The 26,128-nt window shown below is 64.7% G+C and carries 14 protein-coding genes; 8 read left to right on the forward strand and 6 right to left on the reverse strand.

The features are described from left to right. Positions 1–157: 157 nt before the first annotated feature. Both CWO91_RS23135 and malQ read right to left on the reverse strand, forming a co-directional pair. Entirely contained in the window at positions 158–1,957 is a 1,800-nt protein-coding gene (locus CWO91_RS23135; RefSeq protein WP_130216576.1) for a glycoside hydrolase family 15 protein, read from the reverse strand. A 30-nt stretch (positions 1,958–1,987) separates the two neighbouring features. After that, on the reverse strand, positions 1,988–3,949 hold the full coding sequence (gene malQ, locus CWO91_RS23140; protein ID WP_130216578.1) for a 4-alpha-glucanotransferase: 1,962 nt from the start codon (positions 3,947–3,949) through the stop codon (positions 1,988–1,990). Positions 3,950–4,153: 204 nt separating this feature from the next. Between malQ and CWO91_RS23145 the strand changes: the two genes are divergently transcribed. From CWO91_RS23145 to treY, 6 genes are read left to right on the forward strand one after another with little or no spacing between them, the layout of a single operon-like run. Next, on the forward strand, positions 4,154–6,100 hold the full coding sequence (locus tag CWO91_RS23145) for a maltotransferase domain-containing protein (RefSeq protein WP_130216580.1): 1,947 nt from the start codon (positions 4,154–4,156) through the stop codon (positions 6,098–6,100). An 11-nt stretch (positions 6,101–6,111) separates the two neighbouring features. Beyond that, on the forward strand, positions 6,112–9,405 hold the full coding sequence (treS, locus tag CWO91_RS23150; protein ID WP_130216582.1) for a maltose alpha-D-glucosyltransferase: 3,294 nt from the start codon (positions 6,112–6,114) through the stop codon (positions 9,403–9,405). Beyond that, entirely contained in the window at positions 9,398–11,536 is a 2,139-nt protein-coding gene (gene glgB / locus CWO91_RS23155) for a 1,4-alpha-glucan branching protein GlgB (RefSeq protein WP_165405648.1), read from the forward strand. Before treS ends, glgB begins: the two co-directional genes overlap by 8 nt. Before the next feature lie 3 nt (positions 11,537–11,539). Next, the gene (gene glgX / locus CWO91_RS23160) at positions 11,540–13,618 is read left to right on the forward strand and encodes a glycogen debranching protein GlgX (protein WP_130216586.1); all 2,079 of its coding nucleotides are present in this window, start codon (positions 11,540–11,542) and stop codon (positions 13,616–13,618) included. Next, the gene (treZ, locus tag CWO91_RS23165; RefSeq protein WP_130216588.1) at positions 13,615–15,369 is read left to right on the forward strand and encodes a malto-oligosyltrehalose trehalohydrolase; all 1,755 of its coding nucleotides are present in this window, start codon (positions 13,615–13,617) and stop codon (positions 15,367–15,369) included. The genes glgX and treZ overlap by 4 nt, the downstream gene beginning before the upstream one ends. Before the next feature lies 1 nt (position 15,370). Then, the gene (treY, locus tag CWO91_RS23170; RefSeq protein WP_130216590.1) at positions 15,371–18,157 is read left to right on the forward strand and encodes a malto-oligosyltrehalose synthase; all 2,787 of its coding nucleotides are present in this window, start codon (positions 15,371–15,373) and stop codon (positions 18,155–18,157) included. A gap of 2 nt (positions 18,158–18,159) precedes the next feature. Here treY and CWO91_RS23175 read toward each other — a convergent pair whose 3' ends face one another. Then, a complete protein-coding gene (locus CWO91_RS23175; RefSeq protein WP_091879667.1) occupies positions 18,160–18,477 on the reverse strand; it encodes a polyhydroxyalkanoic acid system family protein in 318 nt (105 codons plus the stop codon). 178 nt (positions 18,478–18,655) lie between these two features. On the opposite strand from CWO91_RS23175, the gene CWO91_RS23180 reads away from it, so the two are divergent. Continuing rightward, positions 18,656–18,820, forward strand: coding sequence for a DUF3309 family protein (locus CWO91_RS23180; protein ID WP_018318514.1), 165 nt, complete (start codon positions 18,656–18,658; stop codon positions 18,818–18,820). A gap of 89 nt (positions 18,821–18,909) precedes the next feature. Here the strand turns inward: CWO91_RS23180 and ligD are convergent, their stop codons facing one another. Then, the gene (gene ligD, locus CWO91_RS23185; RefSeq protein ID WP_130216592.1) at positions 18,910–21,597 is read right to left on the reverse strand and encodes a DNA ligase D; all 2,688 of its coding nucleotides are present in this window, start codon (positions 21,595–21,597) and stop codon (positions 18,910–18,912) included. 117 nt (positions 21,598–21,714) lie between these two features. Between ligD and CWO91_RS23190 the strand changes: the two genes are divergently transcribed. Further along, positions 21,715–22,599 (forward strand): Ku protein, encoded by an 885-nt coding sequence (locus CWO91_RS23190; RefSeq protein ID WP_130216594.1) that lies wholly within the window; start codon positions 21,715–21,717, stop codon positions 22,597–22,599. 114 nt (positions 22,600–22,713) lie between these two features. Here CWO91_RS23190 and CWO91_RS23195 read toward each other — a convergent pair whose 3' ends face one another. Together CWO91_RS23195 and CWO91_RS23200 are read right to left on the reverse strand one after the other, a co-directional pair. After that, positions 22,714–23,403 carry a response regulator gene (locus CWO91_RS23195; protein ID WP_130216596.1) on the reverse strand — a complete coding sequence of 230 codons (690 nt, stop codon included), beginning with the start codon at positions 23,401–23,403 and terminating at the stop codon, positions 22,714–22,716. Beyond that, positions 23,400–26,123, reverse strand: coding sequence for a sensor histidine kinase (locus CWO91_RS23200; RefSeq protein ID WP_130216597.1), 2,724 nt, complete (start codon positions 26,121–26,123; stop codon positions 23,400–23,402). The genes CWO91_RS23195 and CWO91_RS23200 overlap by 4 nt, the downstream gene beginning before the upstream one ends. Positions 26,124–26,128 lie beyond the last annotated feature (5 nt).

Raw genomic sequence — 26,128 nt, forward strand, 5'->3', positions numbered from 1 at the left:
CGTAGCGGCGGGTGAGGGCTTTCTCCTCTTGGGGATTGTCCCATTGTGGAAGCACCCTCTCCCCAACCCTCTCCCGCAAGCGGGAGAGGGGGCGCACCTCCGCCCTGGCAGCGATCAAGCCGCATTTCACCGCACTTGGCACTGTTACGCGCTCACCTTACTGCGACCGCTGCACGGCCGGCTTCTCGCTCTGACGCCTGGCCGCCGACAGGTTGTGCGCGGTGTTGATCAGCGCGATGTGGGTCAGCGCCTGCGGGAAATTGCCGGTCTGGCGCCGCGCCACGGAATCGTATTCCTCCGCCAGCAGCCCGACATCGTTCGCAATCCGCACCACGCGATCGAACAAGACTTGCGCCTTGTCGAGATTGCCCGACAGCACATGGGCATCGGCCAGCCATAGGCTACAGGCCAGGAACGCGCCTTCGAGCGGCGGCTGCTCCGCCGGCAGCTCGCGCGGATCGTGCCGCAGCACGAAGCCGTCGCGCATCAGGCATTTCTCGACAGCAGCGATGGTGCCGCAGATGCGCGGATCGGTCGCCGGCAGGAAGCCGACCGCCGGCAGCAGCAGCACGCTGGCATCGAGCAGCTTCGAGCCGTAGGACTCGACGAAGGTGTTTTGGTCGGCATCGAAGCCGTAGTTGCAGACGTCGCGATGAATGGCCTCGCGCAAGGCCTGCCAGTGCAGCAGCGGCGCCTTGAAGCCGAAGGTCTGCGCACTCTTGATGCCGCGATCGAAGGCGACCCAGGTCATGACTTTGGAGAAGACGTAGTTTTTGGGCTGGCCGCGCCGCTCCCAGATGCCGTGATCGGGCCGGTCCCAGACCTCGGCGAGATGATTGAGCACCGCGCATTCCAGCGCCCAGCTCTCCTCATCGAGCTTGAGCTTGGCCATGCGCGATTGATGAAATACATCGATCAGCTCGCCATAGACGTCGAGCTGGAGCTGCGCATGCGCGGCATTGCCGACGCGCACCGGCCGGGCGCCCTCATAGCCATCGAGCCAGCCTGCCTCCCATTCCAAGAGCCGCCGATGGCCCCAGATGCCGTACATGATCTGCATGTTCGAGGGCGAGCCGGCGGCGGCGCGCAAGAGCCAATTGTGCCAGGCCAGGGCTTCCTCGGTATAGCCCGAGTTCATCAGCGCAAGCAGCGTGAAGGTGGCATCGCGCAGCCAGCAGAAGCGATAGTCCCAGTTCCTGCTGCCCCCGAGCTTTTCCGGCAATGAGGTGATGGGTGCCGCCACGATGCCGCCGGTCGGAGCGAAGGTCAGCGCCTTCAGCGTGATCAGCGAACGTACGATGAGATCGTGATAGCCGCCATCGCGGGTGCAATGGCTGCACCAGTCGTGCCAGAATCTTTCGGTCTCCTGGAGCGCGATCTCCGGGTCGATCGGCGCCGGCGGCGCGATATGCGAGGGCCCGTAGGTCAGCACGAAGGGTATGGTCTCGCCGGCCCTCACCTCGAAGTCAGAAACCGTGGTCAGATCCTCGCCGCGGGTCTCGACAGGCGTGCGCAGCACAATCATGTCCGGGCCGGCGATTGCCATCAGGGAATGGTCGATCCGCCGCACCCAGGGAATGTCGGTGCCGAAGCCGAAGCGGATGACGAGCTGCATCCGCATCTTCACCGCGCCGCTGATGCCGCGGACCAGCCTCACGATGTCGGACGCCTTGCCGCGTGGCGGCATGAAGTCGATCAGCAAGACGGTGCCGCTCTTCGTCTCGATGCGGGTTTCGAGGATGAGTGAATTACCAATATAACGGCGCGACGTAGCGGTGACATCCACGCTCGGTGCGATCAGCCAACGGCCGTTCTTGTGCGTGCCGAGGATCGCGGCAAAGCAGGCATCGGAATCGAAGGCCGGCCAGCACAGCCAGTCGATCGAGCCGTTGCGCCCGACCAGCGCCGCGGTCTCGCAGTCGCCTATCAGCGCATAGTCCTCGATCCTCTGAGACAATGTCGTGCGAGCCTGAGAAGCCCCGGCGGTTCAACTCCCGCCGGTCAATGAACGTTCCCGCGTTGCTGCCTTCAAAGCCGTGAGATCGACCTTGGAGGCGATCTTGTCGATTGTAACAGGAAGCCGCTGGCGCCAGTTCGGATGCTCGTCGATCGTGCCGGGGATGTTGGGCTGATCGATCACGCCGAGCAGATCCTCCAGCGACACCGCGAGCAGCCGCGATGGCGTGCGCGACAGGAAGGCGAGCACGGAATAGAGATCGTTGGCGTTGATGCCGTTCTGGCGCAAAATCTCGTCGAGCCTGCCGAGCGCGTCCCAGCGCGCCTGCTCGCTTTCGCCGGGATCGATCCCGAGCGAAAGCTTCATCTTGAGGTCGCTGAAGGAGCGCCAGCCGGCATAGGTCGACAGGTCGTGCGTATTAAGCGTAACCAGCGCATTGGGCCGGTAGTGGTCGATGTTACGGAAATGGCCGGCATCGTCGCGCTCGAACATCATGACGAGGTAGGACCAGATGCCGAAATCCTGCATCGTCTCGCGGAAACCTTCCGGCACGGTGCCGAGATCCTCGCCGATCACGATGCATTTATGAGCCGCGCTCTCGCACGCCACCGCCGCCAGCAGCGCCTCGAACGGCATCTGCACATAGGCGCCGTTGTCGGGCTTGAAGCCGCGCGGCACCAGATAAAGCCGCTTCAAGCCGAGCACGTGATCGAGCCTGATGGCGCCTGCATGGCGCATCGAGGCCGCGAGCATGTCGGCGAACGGCACGAAGGATTGGGCTTCCAGGCCGCCCGCGTTGAAGCCGGCAAGACCCCAGTCCTGGCCGACGGTATTGAGCACATCGGGCGGCGCGCCGACGGCGAGATGGCGCGAAATCGCCATCTGCTCGTTCCAGGCATCGAAACCATTGGACTGCACGCCGACGGCAACGTCGAGGTAGAGCCCGACCGGCATGCCGAGCTGGCTGGCCAGCTCCTTGGCCGCATGCAACTGGCTGTCAGCCGTCCATTGCACGAATTCGACGAACTCGACATCGCGCTTGTCGGGCCCATTGCGCAGCGCAGCGCATTTCGCATCGTCGGGCTTTTGCCATTCCACCGGCCATTCCCACCATGGCACGGTGAAGCGATGACGCAGCACTTCGAAGCAGGCAAAGCGGGACAACAGCGGGCCGCGGGCGGCACGGAAGGCGTCAAACTCCCGGCGGCGCGCTTCGCTCGCGCTCGTCACGAAGCTGTTGAAGGCGGCGCGTAGGCCCAGCCATTTCAACGCCGCCATGTCCGCGTACGGCACACGGTCGCCCTCGCGCAGCCGCGCGGCGGTCGCTGCGGCATCCGGCACGAGGTCGGGCGCAAATTCCGGGATCGCCGCGACGTCGATGTAGAGCGGATTGAGAAACAGCCGGCTGTTCGGCGAATAGGGGCTGCAATCGGCGGGGTGGTCGTCGAACAGCACATGCAACGGATTGAGCCCGACGCCGTCGGCCCCCAATTGCTTGGCGAGCCGGACGAGATCGGCCAGGTCCGTGAAGTCACCGATACCCCAATTGCGGTTGGAGCGGACGCTGTAGAGCTGCACGGCAAGCAGCCAGCCGCGGTCGAAATCGCCGCCAAAGGCGCGCTCGGGCGCCACGATCATCGGCACCTCTTCCGTCGCACATTCGGCATCGGTCAGCGTCAAACGGTGATAGCCGAGCGGCAGGCCGGCCGGCCAGGCGATCACGGGCTCGCGCGTCTCGCCTTGCGCGATCAATTTGCCATTTGCGGTTAATTTCCATTGCAGCGGTGGCGCACCGATGGCCGCCAATTCCGTCCGCGGATGCCCCAAGGCACGCACCACGACCGGCCCGCCGACGAAGCGGTAAACCCGCTTCTCGGGCAGGGCGTCGAGGATGGATTTGAGGGCCACGGGGTCGGTCACCCGCAGCTTGCCCAGGGCATCGATGAATTCGGACTGGACGCCCTTGATCCGGGCTTGAGTTATGAGATCCATTCGGCACGCAGCTTGCAAGCCACCCTTTTGCCGGGGGCATCGATTTAACGAGGCAGCGAAAGACGTTAGTCGGGCTTAACTCACAAACCGCGCCTGCCGTTCCCCGCCGGAACTAATGACACACAAGCGGCTTTTTATATAGGTATCAAGCGTAGGTTCCCGACAAGGGAAACGGGCCCCTGCTTTCTTGTCAATGGCATCACCGTGAACAAGACAATTCAAACTGTCGAAAGTGCCGCAGCCGGCAGCGCTTTCCTCATCGAAGACGTCTATCCCTTGATCGATGGCGGCCGCTTCGCCGTGAAGCGGATCGCGGGCGACCGGGTCGAGGTCTGGGCCGACATCTATCGCGACGGCGATGCCGTGATCGGCGCCGCGCTGCTGTGGCGCCGCGAGCAGGACCGCGAATGGCAGCGTGAGCCGATGAGCCATCATGGCAATGACCGCTGGTCGGGCGCCATCGTCCCAACCGCGGCCGGTCAATACATCTACGCCATCGAAGCCTGGACCGACGAGTTCGCCACCTGGTCCCACGGCGTCGCGCGCAAACAACGCTCCGGTGCGGACCTCACCCTCGACGCGATCGAGGGCGCCGGCCTCTTGACCAAGGCGCATGGCGCACGGCAAGACGCAGCAGTGGTCATCATCAGGCAGTGCGAGGACTATCTGCAGAGCGGCGACGTCGGCCCGCTGCTCGCAACCGAGCTCGGCGAAGCCATGGCCGAGAGCCAGTCGCGGCCCGACCTCACCCGCTCGGCCCTTTTTCCGCTGATCATCGACCGCGACAAGGCGCGCTTTGGCGCCTGGTACCAGATGATGCCACGCAGCCAGAGCCGGATTCCCGGCCAGCATGGCACGCTTCGCGACTGCATCGCCCGCGTGCCCGACATCGCCGCGATGGGTTTTGACGTGCTCTACTTCACGCCGATCCACCCGATCGGCCACACCCGCCGCAAGGGCCGCAACAATGCGCCGGTGGCGAATGCAGGCGATCCCGGCTCGCCCTATGCGATCGGGACGATGGAAGGCGGCCACGATGCGCTGCATCCCGAACTCGGCACGATCGAGGATTTCCGCGCATTGGTTGCGACCTGCCTGGAATACGGCCTCGAGCTCGCGCTCGACTTCGCCGTGCAATGCTCGCCGGACCATCCCTGGCTGACGCAGCATCCGGAATGGTTCAAGTGGCGGCCGGATCGCTCGGTGCGGACGGCGGATGGCCCCTATTCGGACATTATCATCCCGGATTTCAATTCCATCGACAGGGCTGGGCTGTGGAACGCGTTTCGTGATGCCATGCTGTTCTGGATCGACCATGGCGTGACCATCTTCGCCATCGACAATCACGACACCGCGCCGTTTCCGTTCTGGGAATGGCTGATCCGCGACATCCGCCGCCGCCACCCCGAGGTGATCCTGTTCTCCAAGACCTTCGCCCGGCCGAAGCTGATGAAGGGCCTCGCCAAGCTCGGCTTTGCGCAGTCCTTCACCTATTTCCCTTGGCGCACCTCGCGGTGGGAGCTGGAGCAATATCTCGGCGAACTGACGCGCTATCCCGAACGCGACTTCTATCGCCCGAACCTGTTCGTCAACACAGCCGACTTGCTGCCCTATCACCTCCAGAGCGGCGAAGCCTGGGCGTTCAAGTCGCGCCTTGCGTTGGCCGCGACGCTGTCGGGCAATTACGGCATCTACAGCGGCTTCGAGCTCTTGGAGCACGAGGCGATTCCCGGCCGTGAAGAATATCTGGATTCCGAAAAATACCAGATCAAGCAGCGCGACTGGGACAAATCCGGCAACATCAAGCCCTACATCACCGCGCTCAATCGCGTCCGCAACGAGAATGCGGCGCTCCGGCAGACGGCCAATTTGCGCTTCCTCGGCGTCGAGGATGGCGAATCCATTGCCTTCGCCAAGGAGGCCGCCGAGCCCGCCAACACCGTCATCGTCGTAATCGCGCTGTCGCGCCATGTGCGCGAATTCTGGCTGCCGCTCGGCGACGTCACCGTTGACGCCGGCGGGCAGCGACACCATGTGACGGCACTCGAAAACCTCCTCACCGGCGAACAGTCCCGCATCGAATGGGGTGGGGTCAGGTTGCGTATCGATCCCGAGCGCGATCCGGCGCTCTTGTTCCGCTGCCTGGCGTAAGGGTTCACGCCATGAATGTTCTGTCTTCCGTCGACACCAAGAAAGCCGAGGCTGCCGAGATCGTGGACGAGCTCTGGTACAAGGACGCCATCATCTACCAGCTCCACGTCAAGGCGTTTGCCGACAGCAACAATGACGGGATCGGCGACTTCGCCGGGCTGACCGAGAAGCTGCCCTATCTCCAGGAGCTCGGCGTCACCGCGCTGTGGCTGCTGCCGTTCTACCCCTCGCCCGGCCGAGACGACGGTTACGACATCGCCGACTACGGCGCGGTCAATCCCGATTTCGGGACGATGAAGGATTTCAAGCGCTTCATCCAGGAGGCGCAGAAGCGGGGCCTGCGCGTCATCACGGAGCTGGTCGTCAACCACACCTCGGACCAGCACAAATGGTTCAAGCGCGCGCGCCGCAGCCATCCGGGCTCAAGCGCCCGCAACTGGTATGTCTGGAGCGACACCGATCAGAAATACCAGGGCACGCGCATCATCTTCACCGACACGGAGAAGTCGAACTGGACCTGGGACCCCGAGGCCGGCGCGTTCTACTGGCACCGTTTCTTCTCGCACCAGCCCGACCTCAACTTCGACAATCCGCGCGTGGTGAGCGCGCTCATCCAGGTGATGAAGCGCTGGCTCGATGCCGGTGTCGACGGCTTCCGGTTGGATGCCATTCCCTATCTGTGCGAGCGCGAGGGCACCTCGAACGAGAACCTGCCCGAGACGCATGCGATCATCAAGCGCTTGCGCCAGGAGCTCGACGCCTACTCCAAGGGCAAGCTGCTGCTGGCCGAGGCCAATCAATGGCCGGAGGACGTGCAGGAATATTTCGGCCGTGGCGACGAGTGCCACATGGCCTATCATTTCCCGCTGATGCCGCGGATCTACATGGCGATCGCGCAAGAGGACCGTTTCCCGATCACCGACATCCTGCGCCAGACCCCGGACATTCCGGCGAGCTGCCAATGGGCGCTGTTCCTGCGCAACCATGACGAGCTCACGCTCGAGATGGTCACCGACGTCGAGCGCGACTATCTCTGGACCACCTACGCCAACGACCCGCGCGCGCGCATCAATGTCGGCATCCGCCGGCGCCTTGCGCCGCTGATGGACAATGACCGCCGCAAGATCGAGCTGATGAACTCGCTGCTGCTGTCCTTCCCCGGCACGCCGATCGTCTATTACGGCGACGAGATCGGCATGGGCGACAACATCTATCTCGGCGACCGCAACGGCGTGCGCACGCCGATGCAGTGGAGCCCGGACCGCAACGGCGGCTTCTCACGCTGCGACCCGGCCCGCCTCTACGCGCCGCTGATCATGGACCCGGTCTACGGCTACGAGGCGGTGAACGTGGAGGCGCAGTCGCGCAGCCTGTCCTCGCTGCTCAGCGCCACCAAGCGGCTGATCTCAGTGCGAAAGTCGACGCTCGCCTTCGGCCGCGGCACCATGACCTTCATCCGCCCGGCCAACCGCGCCGTGCTGGCTTATGTGCGGCAATACCGCGACGAGGTGATCCTCTGCGTCGCCAATTTGTCGCGCGCCGCGCAGGCGACCGAGCTCGATCTGTCGCCCTGGAAGGACCGCATCCCGCAGGAAATGCTCGGCCGCACGCGCTTCCCCGCGATCGGCGAACTGCCCTACATGATCACGCTGGGACCTTACGGTTTCTACTGGTTCCAGCTTCAGGAGCGCGACAAGTCCGAGCCGGTGACGCCGCGCGCGGTGCCGGAGTTCGAGACGCTGGTGGTGCCGGTCAACTCGAATTGGGTGTCGCTCGCCCGCGAGCGCGGCGTGTTCGAGCGCGACGTGCTGCCGGGATTCCTGTCGCGGACGCGATGGTATCCCGAGCACAATGCCAAGCACATCAAGACCACGCTGACCTCGGCGGCGCCGTTCTGCGACATCGGCGACAACCGGCCCTGGATCGCGTTCTTCGAGACCAAGCAGGGGAACGAGACGACACGCTATGTGCTGCCGTTGCAGATCGAGTGGGTGCGCTTCGATCGCGAACGCTTCAACCCGAAGGCGCTCGCCGCAGTGCGTCAGGGCGCGCGCGAAGGCACGCTGCTCGATGTCGCGACCGAGCAGATCTTCATCGGCCTGTTCCTGCGCAATTTGTCGCAGAATCTGGCAGTGGAAGAGAACAATCTGCGGCTGGAATTCAAGGCGACCAGCCGGTTTGCCGAATACATCATCAAGGAGCCCGAACGCATCCGCGCGATCGAGCAGTCGAACAGTACCGCGCTGATCGACAATCAATACGTCGCCAAGATCTATCGTCGGCTCGAAAGCGGCATCAGTCCCGAGATCGAGATCGGTCACTATCTCACCGAGATCGCCCGCTTTGCCAACACGCCGGCGCTGCTGGGTAGCGTCGAGCTGGTCGAGGGCGAGCAGCGCAGCGCGCTCGGCGTGCTGCATGCCTATGTCGAGAACCAGGGCGACGGCTGGACTGTGACAACGGGCTATCTCGATCGCTATATCGACGAGCAGCGCGTGCTGCCGGCGGGCGAAACGCTCCGCGAAACCCAGGAGCAGGCGCCCTACCTGCACTTCATCGCGCAGATCGGCCGGCGGCTCGGCGAGCTGCATGTCGCGCTGGCCGCGGCAAAGCCGGACGAGCTCGCTCCGGAGCCGATCGGCTCCTCGTACATCACGCGCCTCGTCTCCGACCTCAAGGCGCGCGCCGAGCGGGTTTTCGAACGGCTGGCCGACAGCCGCGACGGCCTGCGGGAGGCGGACCGGCCGCTGATCGATCAGCTCACGGAGGCCCGTGCGACCCTGCCCGACCGGCTGAATGCGCTATTGCCTTCCGGGATCGGCGGGTTGAACATCCGTCATCATGGCGACTTCCGTCTCGGGCAAACTCTGATCGTGAAGGACGATATCTTCATCATCGACTTCGACGGCGATCCGCGTGTGCCACTGGCCGACAAGCGGCGCAAGGCGCCGGCCGCGCGCGACGTCGCGGGCCTGATCCACTCGATTGATGTTTCGGTCAACGCGGCCCTCAGTCGCGCGCTCACGGGCGCCTCCGACGAGCAGGGCCGGCTCGTGGCCGCGCTCGACGAATGGCGCGAGCGCGCTACCGCAACCTTCTTGTCCGCCTATCGCGAAACCATGACCGATCGGCGGATTTGGCCGCAAGATCCGCAATCCGCGGACGGCCTGATAAGTTTCTTCCTGCTTGATCAAGCGTTCAACGAAGTAGAGTACGAGCTGTCCCACCGGCCTGAGGGGCTCAATGCGCCGCTGACCGGACTGCTTCGCATTCTGTCCAGTGCCGAGAGCGAAGCCCATGCCTAAACTGCCTGCTGAGGCCTACGCGATCATCGAAGGCCGCCACTCCGATCCCTTCCACTATCTCGGGCTGCATCCCGAGGGCGGTAGAAGCGTGGTGCGCGCCTTTCTCCCCGAAGCCTCCGATGTCGAGGCGGTCGGCGAGCATGGCGAAGTCGCCCCGCTCGACCGCGTGCACGATTCCGGCCTGTTCATCGGGGCCCTGCCCAACGGCTCGAAGCATTACCAGCTGCGCGCGAAATTCGGCGGCAACGTCGTCGAGTTCGAGGACGCCTACCGCTTTCCGCCGATCCTGACCGATTTCGACCTTTACCTGCTCGGCGAAGGCACCCACCAGCGCCTCTACGACAAGCTCGGCGCCCATCCGATGCGGCACGAAGGTGTCGACGGTATCGGCTTCGTGGTGCTGGCGCCGAATGCGCGGCGCGTGTCCGTGGTCGGCGATTTCAATTTCTGGGACGGGCGACGCCATCCCATGCGGGTACGCGGCAGCGGCTATTGGGAGCTGTTCATCCCGCATGCGAAGGTTGGCGATCACTACAAGTTCGAAGTCATAGGCCCGCATGGCCATATGCTTCCGTTGAAATCCGATCCGCTGGGCTTTGCGAGCGAGGTGCGGCCCAAGACAGCGTCGATCGTGTTCGACGAGGCGCGCCTGCCGCGGCCGCGGCCGGCGCCCGACGGCATCAACGCGCTGTCGGCGCCGATGTCGATCTACGAGGTCCATCTCGGCTCGTGGCGGCGCAAGAACGGCAATGAATGGCTGACCTATCGCGAACTGGCCGAGCAGCTGCCGGCTTATGCCCGCGACATGGGCTTCACCCATCTCGAATTCCTCCCGGTGAGTGAGCATCCGTTCGACGGCTCCTGGGGTTACCAGCCGACCGGCCTCTATGCCCCGACCAGCCGCTTCGGCACGCCGGAGGATTTTGCCGTTCTCGTCGATGCCTGCCACCGCGAAGGCGTCGGCGTGCTGCTCGACTGGGTGCCCGGCCACTTCCCGGACGATCCGCACGGGCTAGGTCATTTCGACGGCACCTCGCTCTACGAGCACGCCAACCCGCTCCAGGGGCGCCACCTCGACTGGGGCACGCTGATCTACAACTACGGCCGCACCGAAGTGACTAACTTCCTGGTGTCGAACGCGCTGTTCTGGCTGGAGCGCTACGCGATCGACGGCCTGCGCGTCGATGCCGTGGCATCGATGCTCTATCTCGATTACAGCCGGCCGCCCGGCGCGTGGATTCCGAACCAGTATGGTGGGCGGGAGAACATCGAGGCGATCAATTTCCTGCGCCGTTTCAACACGGAAGTCTTCGCCCGCTTCCCGCAGGCGACCACGGCGGCTGAGGAGTCCACCGCCTGGCCGCAGGTCTCGCGCCCGGTCGAATTCGGCGGGCTCGGCTTCGGCTACAAGTGGAACATGGGCTGGATGCACGACACGCTGAGCTACATCAGCAAGGATCCGATCTACCGCAAGCACCACCACGGCGAGATCCTGTTCGGCCTGCACTACGCATTTTCGGAAAACTTCATCCTGCCGCTGTCGCATGACGAGGTCGTGCACGGCAAGCGCTCGATCCTCGGCCGCATGCCCGGCGACGAATGGCAACGATTCGCGAACTTGCGCGCCTATTACAGCTTCATGTTCGGCCATCCCGGCAAGAAGCTGTTGTTCATGGGCGCGGAGATCGCGCAGAGCCGCGAATGGAACCACGACCAGTCGCTCGACTGGCACCTGCTCGAATACAAGTACCATTCCGGCATCCAGGCGCTGATCCGCGATCTCAACCGGCTCTATCGCGCGGTGCCGGCGCTGCATCAGATGGATTGCGACCAGGCCGGCTTCGAATGGCTGATCACCGACGACGCCAACCGCAACGTGTTCGCCTGGCTGCGCAAGGGCTTCGACGAGCAAGCGCGGTGCCTGGTGATCGTCAACTTCTCGCCGAACGTCTACCAGAACTATCGCGTTCGCGTGCCCTTTGGCGGCAAGTGGAAGGAAGTGCTCAACTCGGATTCCGCCCACTATGGCGGCAGCAACGTCGGCAACATCGGCGAAGTCCATGCCGAGGGCGGCGAGCTCCGCCTCACCATTCCGCCACTTGCCGCGATCTTCCTCGTTCCGGAAAGTTGACACATGCGCTTGACTGCTGGATCGCCCGCACGCCTCGGCGCAAGCTGGGACGGACGCGGCACCAATTTCGCGCTGTTCTCCGCCAACGCGCAGAAGGTCGAGCTCTGCCTGTTCGACACGCAAGGCCGCCGCGAGCTCGAACGCATCGAATTGCCTGAGAGGACCGAGGACGTCTGGCACGGCTATCTCAACGACGTCTCGCCCGGCCAGCTCTACGGCTATCGCGTACACGGCCCCTACGAGCCCGAGCACGGCCACCGCTTCAACGCCAACAAGCTGCTGCTCGATCCCTATGCGAAGCGGCTGGCCGGACGGCTGGTCTGGAGCGATGCGCATTTCGCCTACCGCACCGGCTCGCCGCGCGAGGACCTGTCGTTCGACCGGCGCGACAATGCGCGCGGCATGCCCAAGGCCGTCGTCGTCGACGAGACCTTCAACTGGGGCCGGCGCGAGATCCGTCCCAACATCCCCTGGGAAGACACCATCATCTACGAGGCCCACGTCAAGGGCCTGACGCAGAAGCGCGACGACGTGCCGCCCAATCTGCGCGGCACCTATGGTGGCCTGTCGTCGCCGGCGATGATCGAGCATCTGAAGAGGCTTGGCGTCACCACGATCGAGCTTCTCCCGATCCACAGCTTCGTCGACGACCGTATCCTGGTGGAAAAGAAGCTCGCCAATTACTGGGGTTACAACACGCTGTCCTTCTTCGCACCCGAGCCGCGCTACGCCCAGGACAACGCGCTGGATTCCTTCCGCACCACGGTCGCGCGGCTGCACGATGCCGGCATCGAGGTGATGCTGGACGTCGTCTACAACCACACCGCCGAGGGCAATCACCTCGGCCCGACGCTGTGCTATCGCGGCATCGACAACGCCTCCTATTACTGGCTGAGCCGCGAGAACCCGCGCTATTACGACGACTTCACCGGCTGCGGCTCGTCGGTGAACCTCGCCCATCCGCGCGTGCTCCAGATGGTGATGGATTCGCTTCGCTACTGGGTCGAGGTCTGCCATGTCGACGGCTTCCGTTTCGACCTCGCCACCACCTTGGCGCGCGGCCCGAACGGCTTTGATCGCGGCATCTCGTTCTTGACCGCGGTCCGGCAGGATCCGGTGCTGGCGACCGTCAAACTCGTGGCCGAACCGTGGGATCTCGGGCTCGGCGGCTACCAGGTCGGCGCCTTCCCCTCGCAATGGTCGGAGTGGAACGATCGTTATCGCAGCGCCATGCGCCGCTACTGGAGCGGCGAAGGCAGCCTGATCGGCGACATCTCCAGCCGCATGACGGCGTCATCAGACCTGTTCAACCATGACGGACGGCGGCCACGCGCCAGCATCAACCACATCACCGTGCATGACGGCTTCACGCTCGCCGACCTCTTCAGCTACAACGAGAAGCACAACGAGGCCAACGGCGAGGACAATCGCGACGGCTCCAACGACAACCACAGCAACAATTGCGGCGTCGAGGGCCCGACCGACGATCCACAAATCCTCGGCCTGCGCCGGCAGCTTCGCAAGAACGTGCTGGCCTGCCTGATGCTGGCGCAAGGCGTTCCGCTGATCCTCGCCGGCGATGAGGTCGGCAATTCTCAATCCGGCAACAACAACGCGTATTGCCAGGACAACGAGGTCGGCTGGGTCGGCTGGGACAATCTCGGCAAGGAGGGCGACGACATGGTCGATTTCGTCGCCCATCTCGCCGATATCCGCCGCCGGTTCTCGCAACTCCGCAGCCATCGCTGGCTCGACGGCCGTCCCAAGGACGCCATCTCCTACGGCGCGCTGTGGCTGACGCCCGCCGGGGACGAGATGACGGAGAACGACTGGAAATTCCCAGAGGGGCGGTTTCTCTCCTATGTGATGGGGCCGATGGAACCGGGCAGCGCCGCGATCTTTATCGTTCTGAACGCCGCTCCCGAAGAGATCGCATTTAAATTGCCCAAAATGACCGAGTACAAGAGCTGGCAGCAGATCCTCAACACGACCGAGGCCAGGCTGAACTCGATCGACTTCCTGCCCGGAAGCGACAGCAAGGCGCCGCCGCGATCCGTGCTCGCCTTCGCGGGGGCGCCATGAGGCCATCCTTCGGGGCGAGGGCGACCAAGGACGGCGTGTCGTTCCGGCTGTGGGCGCCTGGCGCGCGCCGTGTCGATCTCCTGCTCGACAGAAGGCACGCGATGCAGCGCCGCCAGGATGGCTGGTACGTGGCCGACATTGCCGGCCTGCGCGCCGGTAGCGATTACAAATTCAGGATCGACGACGAGATCGACGTGCCCGATCCCGCCTCGGCTTTCCAGCCCGAGGATGTGTTCGGCCCGAGCGAGGTGATCGATCACGACGCCTTCGTGTGGCGCGCGCGCGATTGGCGCGGCCGCCCCTGGGAAGAGACGGTGCTGATCGAGACCCATGTCGGCACCTTCACGCCAGAGGGCACCTACCGCGGCATGATCGACAAGCTCGATCATCTCACGGCGAGCGGCATCACCGCGCTGGAATTGATGCCGCTGGCCGATTTCGCCGGCCGTCGCGGCTGGGGCTATGACGGCGTGCTGTGGTATGCGCCCGACAGCGCCTATGGCCGGCCCGAAGACCTGAAGACGCTGATCGACGAGGCGCATTTGCGCGGGCTCATGGTGTTCCTCGACGTCGTCTACAATCACTTCGGCCCCGAGGGGAATTACCTCGGCCGCTATGCGCCGAGCTTCTTTACCGACGCGCACACGCCATGGGGCAGCACAATCGACTATCGCGTGCCGCAGGTGCGCGCGTTCGCGGTCGAGAACGCGCTGTCCTGGCTCAGCGACTACCGCTTCGATGGCCTGCGGCTGGATGCCGCCAACCACATCATGGCGGTGCCCGGCGAGCAGTCCATGCTGCAAGACCTCAGCGTCGCCGCCGGCGAGCTCGCCAAGGCCACTGGACGGCACATCCATCTGGTGCTCGAGAACGGTGACAACCGCGCGAGCCTGCTCGATGCCGCGCAGGAGCCGCCGAACGGCAAATATCGCGGACAGTGGAACGACGACTATCACCACGTCTGGCATGTGATGCTGACCGGCGAGCTCGCCGGCTACTACGCGGACTACCAGACGCCGCGCATGGATCTTGCGCGCGCGCTCGCTTCCGGCTTCGTCTACCAGGGCGAGATCTCGGAATTCTGGGGCAAGAAGCCGCGCGGCGAGCCGAGCGGCGAGTTGCCGCCGGCGACCTTCGTCAACTTTCTCCAGAATCACGACCAGATCGGCAACCGCCCACTCGGCGACCGGCTCGAGAGCCTGACATCGCCAAAACAGATCGAGGCCGCGCTCGCGGTGACGCTTCTCGCACCGATGATCCCGATGCTGTTTCAGGGCGAGGAATGGGGCTCGACAGCGCCCTTCCCGTTCTTCTGCGACTTCCACGGCGGATTGGCCGATGCCGTGCGCAAGGGGCGCAAGCAGGAATATGCCTGGGCCTATGAGAAATACGGCGACGAGGTGCCGGATCCGCTCGATCCGACCACGCTGCAATCGGCCATGCTCGACTGGAACGGCCGCACGCCCGAGCAGGACGCGCGACTCGCGCTGGTGCGCGAGCTGCTCGCGCTCCGTCGCAAGGAAGTCATGCCGCGGCTGAAAGGAGCAACGTTCGGCGACGCCGAGGCAGCGGATACCGGCCTGCTCACGGCGCATTGGCGCATGGGGGACGGTGCGACGCTACGCCTGACCGCCAATCTCTCGGACAAGGATGTTGCGTATTCCAACAGCAGTGCGGGCACGCCGATCTGGGGCGGCGAGGCCGGCGAGCGGCTTCCGCCCTGGTCGGTGGTCTGGCGTCTCGGAGGTTAGCATGCCTCCTGCCATTCCGCTCGCGACTTACCGGCTCCAGCTCACCGCGGATTTCGACTTCGACAAGGCCGCCGCCGTCGTGCCCTATCTCAGGGCGCTGGGGATCACGCACCTCTATGCCTCGCCGGTGATGAAGGCCCGCAAGGGCTCGACCCACGGCTACGACACCGTCGATCACAGCCAGCTCAGTCCCGAGCTCGGCGGCGAGGCCGGCTTCGCACGGCTGAGCGAGGCGCTTCAGCAGCACGATCTCGGCCTCATCATCGATTTCGTGCCCAATCATGTCGGCGTGCATTTTGCCGACAATCCCTGGTGGCTCGACGTGCTGGAGTGGGGCCAGGCTTCGCCGCACGCCGTCTCCTTCGACATCGACTGGGATCAACTGGCCTTCCGCGCCCGCGGCGGCGTGCTGCTGCCGATTCTCGGCGTGTCCTATGGCGAGGCGCTCGAGCGGGGCGAGATCGAGCTGCGCTACGATCCGGATGAGGGAAGTCTTTCCGCCTGGTATTTCGAGCATCGCTTGCCCGTCGCGCCGGAGCGCTATGGCGAAGTGCTGCGGATGATCGTCAAGGAGGTGGACGCGGCGGAAACCGAGCCCGGCAAGCGCCTGCTCGCGCTCGCGGCGCACTACACCGGACTGCGCCGTCCCAACCGCAAGGAAGCTCCCGCCTTCAAGGCAGAACTCAAGGGCATTGCGGGTGCTGCCGACATCATCGCGCGCGGCCTCACCGCATACCGCGCCGCCAAGGACCGTCCCGCCCAGACGCTGGCGCTGCATCATCTGCTCGAGCGCCAGCACTACAAGCTCGGACATTGGCGGCTCGCCTCCAGTGACATCAACTATCGCCGCTTCTTCGACATCAACGGACTTGCGGGCTTGCGCGTCGAGGATCCCGGCACGTTTGCCGCTACGCACCGGCTGGTCAAGCAGCTCATCGCCGACGGCAGACTGCAAGGCATCCGCCTCGATCACATCGACGGCCTGCGCGATCCCGCGCAATATTGCCAGCGGCTGCGCCGGCTGGTCCGCGATGCGCAGGGTACGACGAAGCCCTTTTATACCCTGATCGAGAAGATCCTGTGCGAGCACGAACGCCTGCCGCACTTCGCCGGCGTCCAGGGCACCACCGGCTATGAATGGATGAACGTCATCATCCAGGTGCTGGTCGACGCCAAGGGACTGGCGGCGCTGGACGAGACCTGGCGGCAGATCAGCAACCGGCCGCCCCGGCTTGCGCCTTACGTCAAGGACGCCAAGCGGCGGGTGCTGGAGACACTGCTCACCAGCGAGTTCACCGTGCTGACGCGGCTTTTGGCGCGCATCGCCAACGGGCATTACTCGACGCGCGATTTCTCCGCCGACAGCCTGCGCCAGGCGCTCGAACTCTATGTGCTGCATTTCCCGGTCTACCGCACTTACCTCACGACGAGCGCGCCGACCGCACACGATCGCAAGCTGATCGAGGAGACCATCGCGCGGGCGCGCGCAGAATGGTTCGCCGCAGATGACGGCATTTTCGACTTCCTGCGCGACGCCCTGACCATGGACCTGCTCAAGCCGGGCCGTCCCCCGCACAGCGCCCCGCGCGTGCGCCGCTTCGCGCTGAAGGTGCAGCAATTCACCGGACCGATGATGGCGAAGTCGGTGGAGGACACCGCGTTCTACCAGTTCCACCGGCTGCTCGCGCTGAACGAGGTCGGCGGTGATCCCGCAAGCATCGGCCTCACCATTGCCGCTTTCCACCAGGCCATGCAGGCCCGCGCCAAGGAATGGCCGCACGGCATGACCGCCACGGCCACCCACGACACCAAGCGCGGCGAAGATGCCCGCGCGCGCATCGCTGCGCTCAGCGAGCTTCCCGGTGAATGGACCAGCGCGGTGGCGCGCTGGAAGGTGTTGAACGCGCCGCATCTCACACACCACGGCAGTTTCCGGGCGCCGTCGGCGACCTTCGAGTACATGCTCTACCAGACGCTGCTCGGGGCCTGGCCGCTCCAGGGACCGGTCGATCCTGATGTCGTCGAGCGCATCCAGGCCTATGCCCTCAAGGCCGCGCGTGAAGGCAAGGAGGAGACGAGCTGGCTCAATCCGCACGAAGCGTATGAGAACGGCCTCAAGAGCTTCATCGGCAAGATCCTCGACCCCACTCAGTCTGCAGATTTCCTGGAGGCGCTGCAGACCCTGGCCCGCCGCGTCGCACTGCTCGGCATGTTGAACTCGCTGAGCCAGCTCACGCTCAAGGCAACACTGCCGGGCGTGCCGGACTTCTACCAAGGCACCGAATTCTGGGACCTGTCGCTGGTCGACCCCGACAACCGTCGTCCGGTGGACTTTGTCGCCTGCCGTGCAGCGCTGAACTCATTGGACAAGCCGGATTGGCGTGGCCTGATCAAGGCCTGGCCGGACGGCCAGCTCAAGCTGGCCTGGACGCGTCATCTCCTCAAGCTGCGCAACCGGCTTCCCGACATCTTCGTCCGGGGCGACTATCAGCCGCTCGAGGTGCGCGGCTTGCATGCCGACCACGTCATCGCCTTCGCCCGCCGCCATGGCCGCGCGGCCGCAATCGTCGTGGTCGGGCGTCACTTCGCGCCGTTCACGCAAGGAGGCCGGGAATGGCCCGCGCTGGAGGGCTTCGATGCCACCGTCGACATCACCGGCTATGCCGCGACGGATCTTCCGAGCAACGAACTGCCGCTCGCGCAGGCCTTGCGCGATCTTCCCGCGACCATCATCGAGGCGCGCACCGCCAGTGCAGCGAAGCCGATGCGGCAGCGCGTGCGCGCCTGAGGCTACTTGCCCCCGTCCTTGGTCAGCAGCAACTGTCCGCGCTTCCTGATCGCGGCCTGGGCCATCTCGGCAAAGCGCTGCAACAGCCAGGGCAGCACCACCTCGACCCGGACGTGATCTTCGGTGACGTCGACTTGGCCGGTCGCGATCTGCCCGAGCGCGCGGATGCGGAAATTCATGCTGTCGCCGCTCCAGCGCTCCTCTTCGACTTGCAACACGGGGATGCTTGCTGCGGCGCGGCCAAGCCCCGTCTTGAGCCGGCGCACTGCCTCATCGCGGCCGAGACGATGCGGAATTGAGACGACGAGCGGTTCTGACATGGCCGTGACCCTGCTGACTGACCCTCACCTGATCATGCCGCATGGAACGGCAAAAGTTCCATGCATGCCGCAGTTGGGGCCCACTTGCGAAGGCGGAACTTTAAAACCTGCGGCAAGTTGCCCCCGCACGACGGGACAGGTGCAACGACCCTTTCAAGAAAGGGCGGAGGAGACTCGCATGTCTATCGGCACGATCATTCTGATCATCTTGGTCATCGCCCTGCTCGGCGGCTTCAGCGGCATCGGCGGCGGGCCGTTCTACGGCACCGGCTACTATGGCGGCGGCGGCCTCGGACTCGTCATCGTCATCCTTCTGATCCTGCTCCTGATGGGACGGATCTAGGCACGTAGGGTGTGTTAGCGAAGCGTAACCCACCACGCTTCTGCGAATATTGAACGAAATTGGTGGGTTACGCCTTCGGCTAACCCACCCTACTTTTTCGACGCCAGCTTCTTCATGGCCGTCTTGATCGACGCGGCGGCATCATCATAACCCTCCCACGCTTTCGATCGCGCCAGCAGGCCCGGCACGGTGCGCATCGTATAGCGCTTCGGATCGAGATCGCTCTTCACCTGCGCCCAGGTCACCGGCATCGACACCGTGGCACCGGCGCGCGCACGCGGCGACAGCGGGGCAATCGCCGTCGACATACGGTCGTTGCGCAAATAGTCCAAGAAGATCTTTCCCTTGCGCAGCTTCTTGGACATGTTGAGCAGATAACGTTCGGGATCGTCATCGGCCATCCACTGGCAGACGCCTTGCGCAAACGCCTTGGCCTCCTTCCAGCTCACCTTGTCGCGCGCGCCGTGGAGCAGCGGCACCACCACGTGGATGCCCTTGCCGCCCGTGGTCTTGCAGAAGCTGTCCATGCCGATATCGGCGAGGCGCTGCCGCATCTCCTTGGCCGCCTCGACGACGTCGGCGAAGTCGACGTCGGGCGCAGGGTCGAGATCGAACACCAGCCGGCCCGGCGTGTCATAGGCATAAGGCGCGCAATTCCAGGGATGCAGCTCGACGCCGCCGACCTGCGCCACCGCGGCGAGCCCTTCGATCCGATCGATCTGCAAATACGGCTTGCGGTCGCCGGAGACCCTTGCGAGCTCCAGAAGGTTCGACGTCCCCTGCATGGCATGGCGCTGGAAGAAGCATTCACCCTTGATGCCGTCAGGAGCGCGGATCAGCGAGCAAGGCCGGCCCTTCAGGTGCACGATCATCCAATCGCCGACGGCTTCGAGATAGCGCGCAAGGTCCAGCTTGGTGATGGCACCACCATCGCCGACATCGGGCCAGAGCTCCTTGTCCGGCTTGGAGATGACGACACCCATGACCTCGGCATTGCTGCCGCTGGGGGCCGATCGCGCGCCTGGCTTCGCTTTTGCGCGCTTCACTCCTTTGGCCGAGGGTTGGGCGAGCTCGGTGTCGACTGGCGTCTCGGCCTCGACCTCCTCGGCCGGCTTGTCCTGCCGCAGGCCTTTGAAAGCCGCTTGGCGGACATTGCCGTCGGCGGTGAAGCCGGCGAATTCGATCTCGGCGACGAGCTCCGGCTTCAGCCAGTGCACGTCGCGGGTCTTCTTCGGCGCATTCTTGCCGCCGAAGGGACTTTCCTTGGTCGCCATGGCCTTCAACGACGGCATGATGCGCTTGACCTTGTCCGCGCCAAAGCCGGTGCCGACGATGCCGACGAAGGCGAGATGATCGCCACGCTGAACGCCGGCCATCAGTGAACGGAACTTGCCGTTCGTGGTCTTGTAGCCGCCGATCACCACCTCGTGGCCGGCGCGGCATTTCGACTTGACCCAGCTCTCGGTGCGGCCGGAACGATACGGGGCATCCAGCTTCTTCGATACCACCCCCTCGAGCTCGAGCTTGCAGGCCGATTGCAGCACGGCATCGCCGCCGCTCTCGAAATGCTCGACATACCGGATCTGGCTCGATTTCCGCTTGCGCGATTCCAGGAGCTCCTTCAGCCGGGCCTTGCGTTCGCCGAGCGGCAGTCGGCGGTAATCCTGGTTCTCCGCGAACAGGAGGTCGAAGGCAAAGAAGATCAGCTCGTCAGTCTTGCCATCGGACAACGCAGCCTGAAGCGAGGAGAAGTTCGGCGCGCCGTTGTGATCGAGCGCGACGATCTCGCCGTCGATCATCACGTCCGGCAGCGCGCCAGCTTCCTTGGCAATGGAGGCGAACTTGCCGGTCCAGTCGAGCCCCTTGCGCGTCTTGAGCGTCGCCTCGCCGTCCTCGACCCGGAGCTGGACGCGATAGCCGTCGAACTTGATCTCGTGGCACCAGCCCTGGTCGGCCGGCGGCCGCTCGACCAGCGTACAGAGCTGCGGCGCCACGAAGTCCGGTATCTCTGAAACTTTCTTCGCGTTTGCTGCTGTCGTCGCCTTCTTCCTTGCCGTCGTTCCGGCCTTCAACGCCCTGCGCGGCGCCGGCTTCACCGTTCGCCCTTTCGCCTCCTCGACGCGGTTGGACTGCCAGACTGCATTAGCCTTGCCCTTGGGACCCCTAAGACCCTTGGCCAGCATGAAAGGTTTGGGCGCGCGGCCCTTGCCCTCGGCGATCTGCTCCATCGCGCGGCCGGAGGCGACGGACTTGTCCTGGTCGAGGATGTCGTTGTCGGCGCCTTCGCGGACATGTTCATCGCGGTGCTTGATCAGCAGCCAGTTGGTCCGCTTTTCGCCGCCGCGGTTGCGCATGCGCACCAGCACCCAGCTTCCGTGCAGCTTGTCGCCATGCAGGGTGAATTTGAGATCGCCCTTCTTGAAGCCGGCTTCCGGATCTTCCGATTCCCAAGTGCCTCGATCCCACAGCATCACGGTGCCGCCGCCATACTGCCCTTCTGGAATCGTACCTTCGAAATCACCATAGTCGAGCGGATGGTCCTCGACCTCGACTGCCAGCCGCTTGTCGTGCGGATCGAGCGAGGGCCCTTTCGTCACCGCCCAGGACTTGAAGACACCGTCCAACTCGAGCCGGAAGTCGTAATGCAGCCGACTGGCATCATGCTTCTGGATCACGAAGCGCCGCTGCTTCGAGGGCGCGACAGGGGTCTTGCCCGATGGCTCGGGCGTCTTCTCGAAGTCACGCTTCTGTCGGTAAGTGGAGAGTTTTTGCAGCACGACTGGTCCCGCTTCTCTTTCGGCATTCAAGCCTATCACGGCCAAAGTCCCACTCGGAACCAAAACCCCACGGAAGGGTTGGGGTTCCAAAACGCCTTGAAAACGCTGGAGAATGCAATGGCCCCGCGTGCCTATTGGAAGGGAACGTTGAAGCTCTCGCTGGTCGGCTGTCCGGTCGTGCTCTATCCGGCTTCGACCGCCGCGGAGAAGACTCGGTTTCATCTCATCAACCGCGAGACCGGGAACCGGCTCAAGCAACAGATGATCGATTCCGAGACCGGCGACGTCGTCGAGAGCGACGAGAAGGGACGCGGCTACGAGCTGAGTAAGGGCAAATATGTCGAGATCGAACCGGAGGAGCTCGAGGCGGTTCAGATCGAGAGCAACCACACCATCGACATCGAGAGCTTCGTGCCGAGCGAGGAAATCGACCAGCGCTACCTCAACCACCCCTATTACATCGCGCCCGACGGCAAAGCCGCGGTCGACGCCTTCGCAGTGATCCGCGACGCCATGAAAGATCAGGACCGCGTGGCACTCGCAAAAATCGTGCTCACCAACCGCGAGCACGTGATGGCGATCGAGCCGCTCGGTAAGGGCCTGCTCGGCACCACTCTGCGGTATCCTTACGAACTGCGCGACGAGGATCAGTTCTTCGAGGACATCAAGAGCCCGAAGATCACCAAGGACATGGTCGAGCTCGCCGGCCACATCCTGCACTCCAAGGCCGCGCATTTCGATCCTAGCGAATTCAAGGACGAGTACGAGAACGCGCTGAAGGCGCTGGTGAAGCGCAAGGCCAGCGGCAAGAAGATCGAGCTGCCGGAGCCCGAAGAACGGCCGAGCAACGTCGTCAGCCTCATGGATGCGCTGAAGCAGAGCCTGAAGGGACGCGGCGGCAAGAAGACGGCGGCGAAGTCACATGCGCGGCGTGCGCAGGGGCGGCACCGAGCCGCCAGGAAGGCGCACCGGTCGCCGGCGCGGCATCGCAAGGCGGGTTGACTGTCATTCCGGGGCGATGCGAAGCATCGAGCCCGGAATCCATCGTGCCAAGCGTGACTGGCGGAGAAATGGATTCGGGCTCGCGCTGACGCGCGCCCCGGAATGACGGCTGGCCTAATCCCCCGCCTTCAGCCTGTACCCGATCCCCGTCTCCGTCAGCACATATTGCGGCCGTTCCGGATCGGCTTCGATCTTCTGGCGGAGCTGACGGACATAGACACGCAGATATTGCGCATCCGTCAGCTCGTCCCAGAGCTCCTTGAGCAGGAAGCGGTGGGTGAGCACCTTGCCGGCGTGCTGCACCAGCACGCGAAGAAGATCGTATTCCTTCGGCGACAGCTTCACGTCGCGCTCGCCGACCTTGACGATGCGGCGGACGAGATCGACAGAGAGGTCGCCGGTGCGGAATACAGGGCGCTCGCCTTTGACCTGAAGCTGGTGGCGCAGCGCGGCACGCAAGCGGGCCAGAAGCTCATCCATGCCGAACGGCTTGGTCAGGTAATCGTCGGCGCCGAGATCGAGCGCCTGCACCTTGCCGGCCTCGTCGCCGCGGCTCGACAGCACCACGATCGGCACGCCCTCGTTGCTGGCGCGGATGGTGCGCAGCAGCTCGTGGCCCTGGATGTCGGGCAGGCCGAGATCGAGGATGATCAGCGCCGGGTCTTCGGCAAGCTTTTCCAGCGCGGTCTTGCCGTTCGACGCCTCCAGGATCTCATAGCCCTGCGTCGTCAGCCCCATCCGCAGCAATTTTCGGATCGGCGGCTCGTCATCGATGACCAGAACCTTGATCGGGGCAGCACTCATGCGGCGGTATCCAATGCGTGGGTCTGCACTGGGACGGGCAGACGGATGGTGAGGATCGCGCCGCTTCGGTCGCTACGGTTGGCGGCCGAGATCGTGCCCCGCATCGCCTCGATGAAGCCGCGCGAGATGGCGAGGCCGAGCCCGGTGCCGGGCCGGACATGGTCACCCTTCTGCACGCGATAGAACTTGTCGAACACGCTCTCGAGCTCGTCGGGTGGGATGCCGCCGCCCTCATCGGCGATCTGGAGAACGACGTGATCCCGCTCGCGCTGACTGCGGATCGCAATCGTGGTGTCGGCCGGCGAATATTTCGCGGCATTGTCGAGCAGGTTGAACAGCGCTTGTTCGAACAGCACGGCATCGAGCTCGAGCATCGGCAGATCGGCCGCCAGCACGAGCTCGACCTTGTGGGCAGCGAGGATCTTGGCCGCCCGCCGCAACGCGCTACCGACAATCTCGCCGAGATCGTGCAGTGCCGTGTTGGGCACGATGGCGCCGGATTCGAGCTTGGTCATGTCGAGCAGATTGGCGATGAAGCGGTTGAGCCGTTCGGACTCATCGATCACGGTCGCAAGCAGGTCGCGCTTCTCGGTGTCCGAGAGCGCGCCGGCGAGGTCGCGCAGGGTGGAGGCCGCACCGAGCACCGAGGCCAGCGGCGTCTTCAGATCGTGCGAGATCGAGGTCAGGAGCGCCGAGCGCAGCCGCTCGGATTCGACGGTGCGCTTGACGCGGTCCATGTCCTCGACCAGCAGCACGCGCTCGATCGCGAGCGCGCCCTGGTCGACCAGCGCGTCGAGCAGCCGGCGCTGGTCCGGGGTCAATAGCGGGCCGGTGCGGTCGTTGTCCATGCCGATGACGCCGATTGGCCCGCGCCCGGTGCGCATCGGCAGGAACAGCCGTTTCGCACCCGGCAGCGTGTCCGAGCCGCGGCCTGCGGGGCGGTCATTGCTCCAGGCCCAGTTGGCGGCGGCGAGGTCGGCCTGATCGAGCTCATCCTCCGGTGGATAGCCGGATTTCACGGTGAGCAGGCCCTCTTCCGGCAGCAGCAACACGACGCGGACCTTCAGCATCAGCGCGATCTGGTAGGCGGTTGCCCACAAGACGTCGTCGAGCGTGGCGGTGCCGGCGAGCTTGCGGCTGAAGGCATGGAGCTGCTCGGTCATCCGGATCCGGCCGATCGCGGTGTCGGCCTGGATGCGCACGCGCGCCGCGACATTGGAGACGATCATCGCCACCACCATGAACAGCACGAAGGCGGCAACGTTGGTCGGATCGGTGATCGTGAAGGTATAGATCGGCGGAATGAAGAAGAAGTTGTAGCAAAGCGACGCCGCCACTGTTGCCATCAGGGACGGCCACAAGCCATAGCGGACGGCAACCGCGACGACCGAGGTCAGCAGCACGAGATCGACGTTCTCGAGCCCGAAATAGGGCTGGATCAGCTCGGCGGCGCCGAGGCCGATCAGCACGATGCCGAGCGCCTTCAGATAGGGCCGCGGGTTGAACGGCTCCGAGCGCGCAGCGGTCTGCACCGCGGTCTTGGGCACGGCCTCGCCGGGCAGCTCGTCACCGGCGATGACATGGACCGTGATGTTGCCGGCGCGGCGCACCAGGTCATGCACGACTGACCCGCGCGTCATCTCGAACCAGCGCGAGCGCGTCGACTTGCCGATCACGATCTGGGTGACGTTGTTGCCTTGTGCGAAGTTGACGACGTCGTCGGCGATGCGGCGGCCGACGGCGGGAATCGTCAGCGCCTCGCCGCCGAGCGATTCGGCGAGCCGCAGCGTATCGGCCAGCCGGTCGCGCTCATCGTCGGACAATTGCAGGGATCGCCGCGTCTCGATCGAGAGCGCGGTGAACGGGGCATGCAGCCGATCGGCCAGCCGCTTGGTATAGCGCACGAGGCCAGCCGCGCGCGGATCCTCGCTGACGCAGACGAGGATGCGTTCGCCCGCAGCCCAGGGACCGGCGATGGCGTTCGCCTGCATATGGGTGAGCAGTTGCTCGTCGACCCGCTCGGCCGTGCGCCGCAGCGCGAGCTCGCGCAACGCGGTCAGGTTGCCTGGCGAGAAATAATGCTCCAGCGCCCGCTCGGCCTGCTTGGGCACATAGACCTTGCCCTCCTTCAGCCGCTGGATCAGATCATCAGGCGTGAGGTCGATCAGCTCGATCGCATCGGCCCGGTCGAACACCGAATCCGGCACGGTCTCGCGCACCCGCACATGGGTGATCTGGGCGACGACGTCGTTCAGGCTCTCGATGTGCTGGATGTTGACGGCGGCATAGACGTCGATGCCGTGGGAGAGCAGCTCCTCGATGTCGAGATAGCGCTTGGGGTGGCGGCTGCCCGCCGCGTTGGTGTGGGCGAGCTCGTCGACCAGCGCAATCTGCGGCCGGCGCGCGATCACGGCGTCGAGGTCCATCTCCTCGACGACCTGGCCGCGGTAATCGAGCCGCTTGCGCGGCACCATTTCGAGCCCGCGCACCAGCGCCTCGGTCTCAGCCCGGCCGTGGGTTTCGACGAAGCCGACCACGACGTCGACACCCGCCTTGCGCTTGGCGTGAGCGCTTTGCAGCATCTCGTAGGTCTTGCCGACGCCGGGGGCGGCGCCGACGAAGATCTTCAGCCTGCCGCTCGCGCTCTCCTCCCGGCGCGCTGCTTCCAGCAGCGCCTCGGGCGACGGACGTTGTTCGGGATCGCGGCGCTGTTGAACCATCAGGC

Origin of the sequence: Bradyrhizobium genosp. SA-3, from assembly GCF_004212635.1 — a bacterium.
Lineage (GTDB): Bacteria > Pseudomonadota > Alphaproteobacteria > Rhizobiales > Xanthobacteraceae > Bradyrhizobium.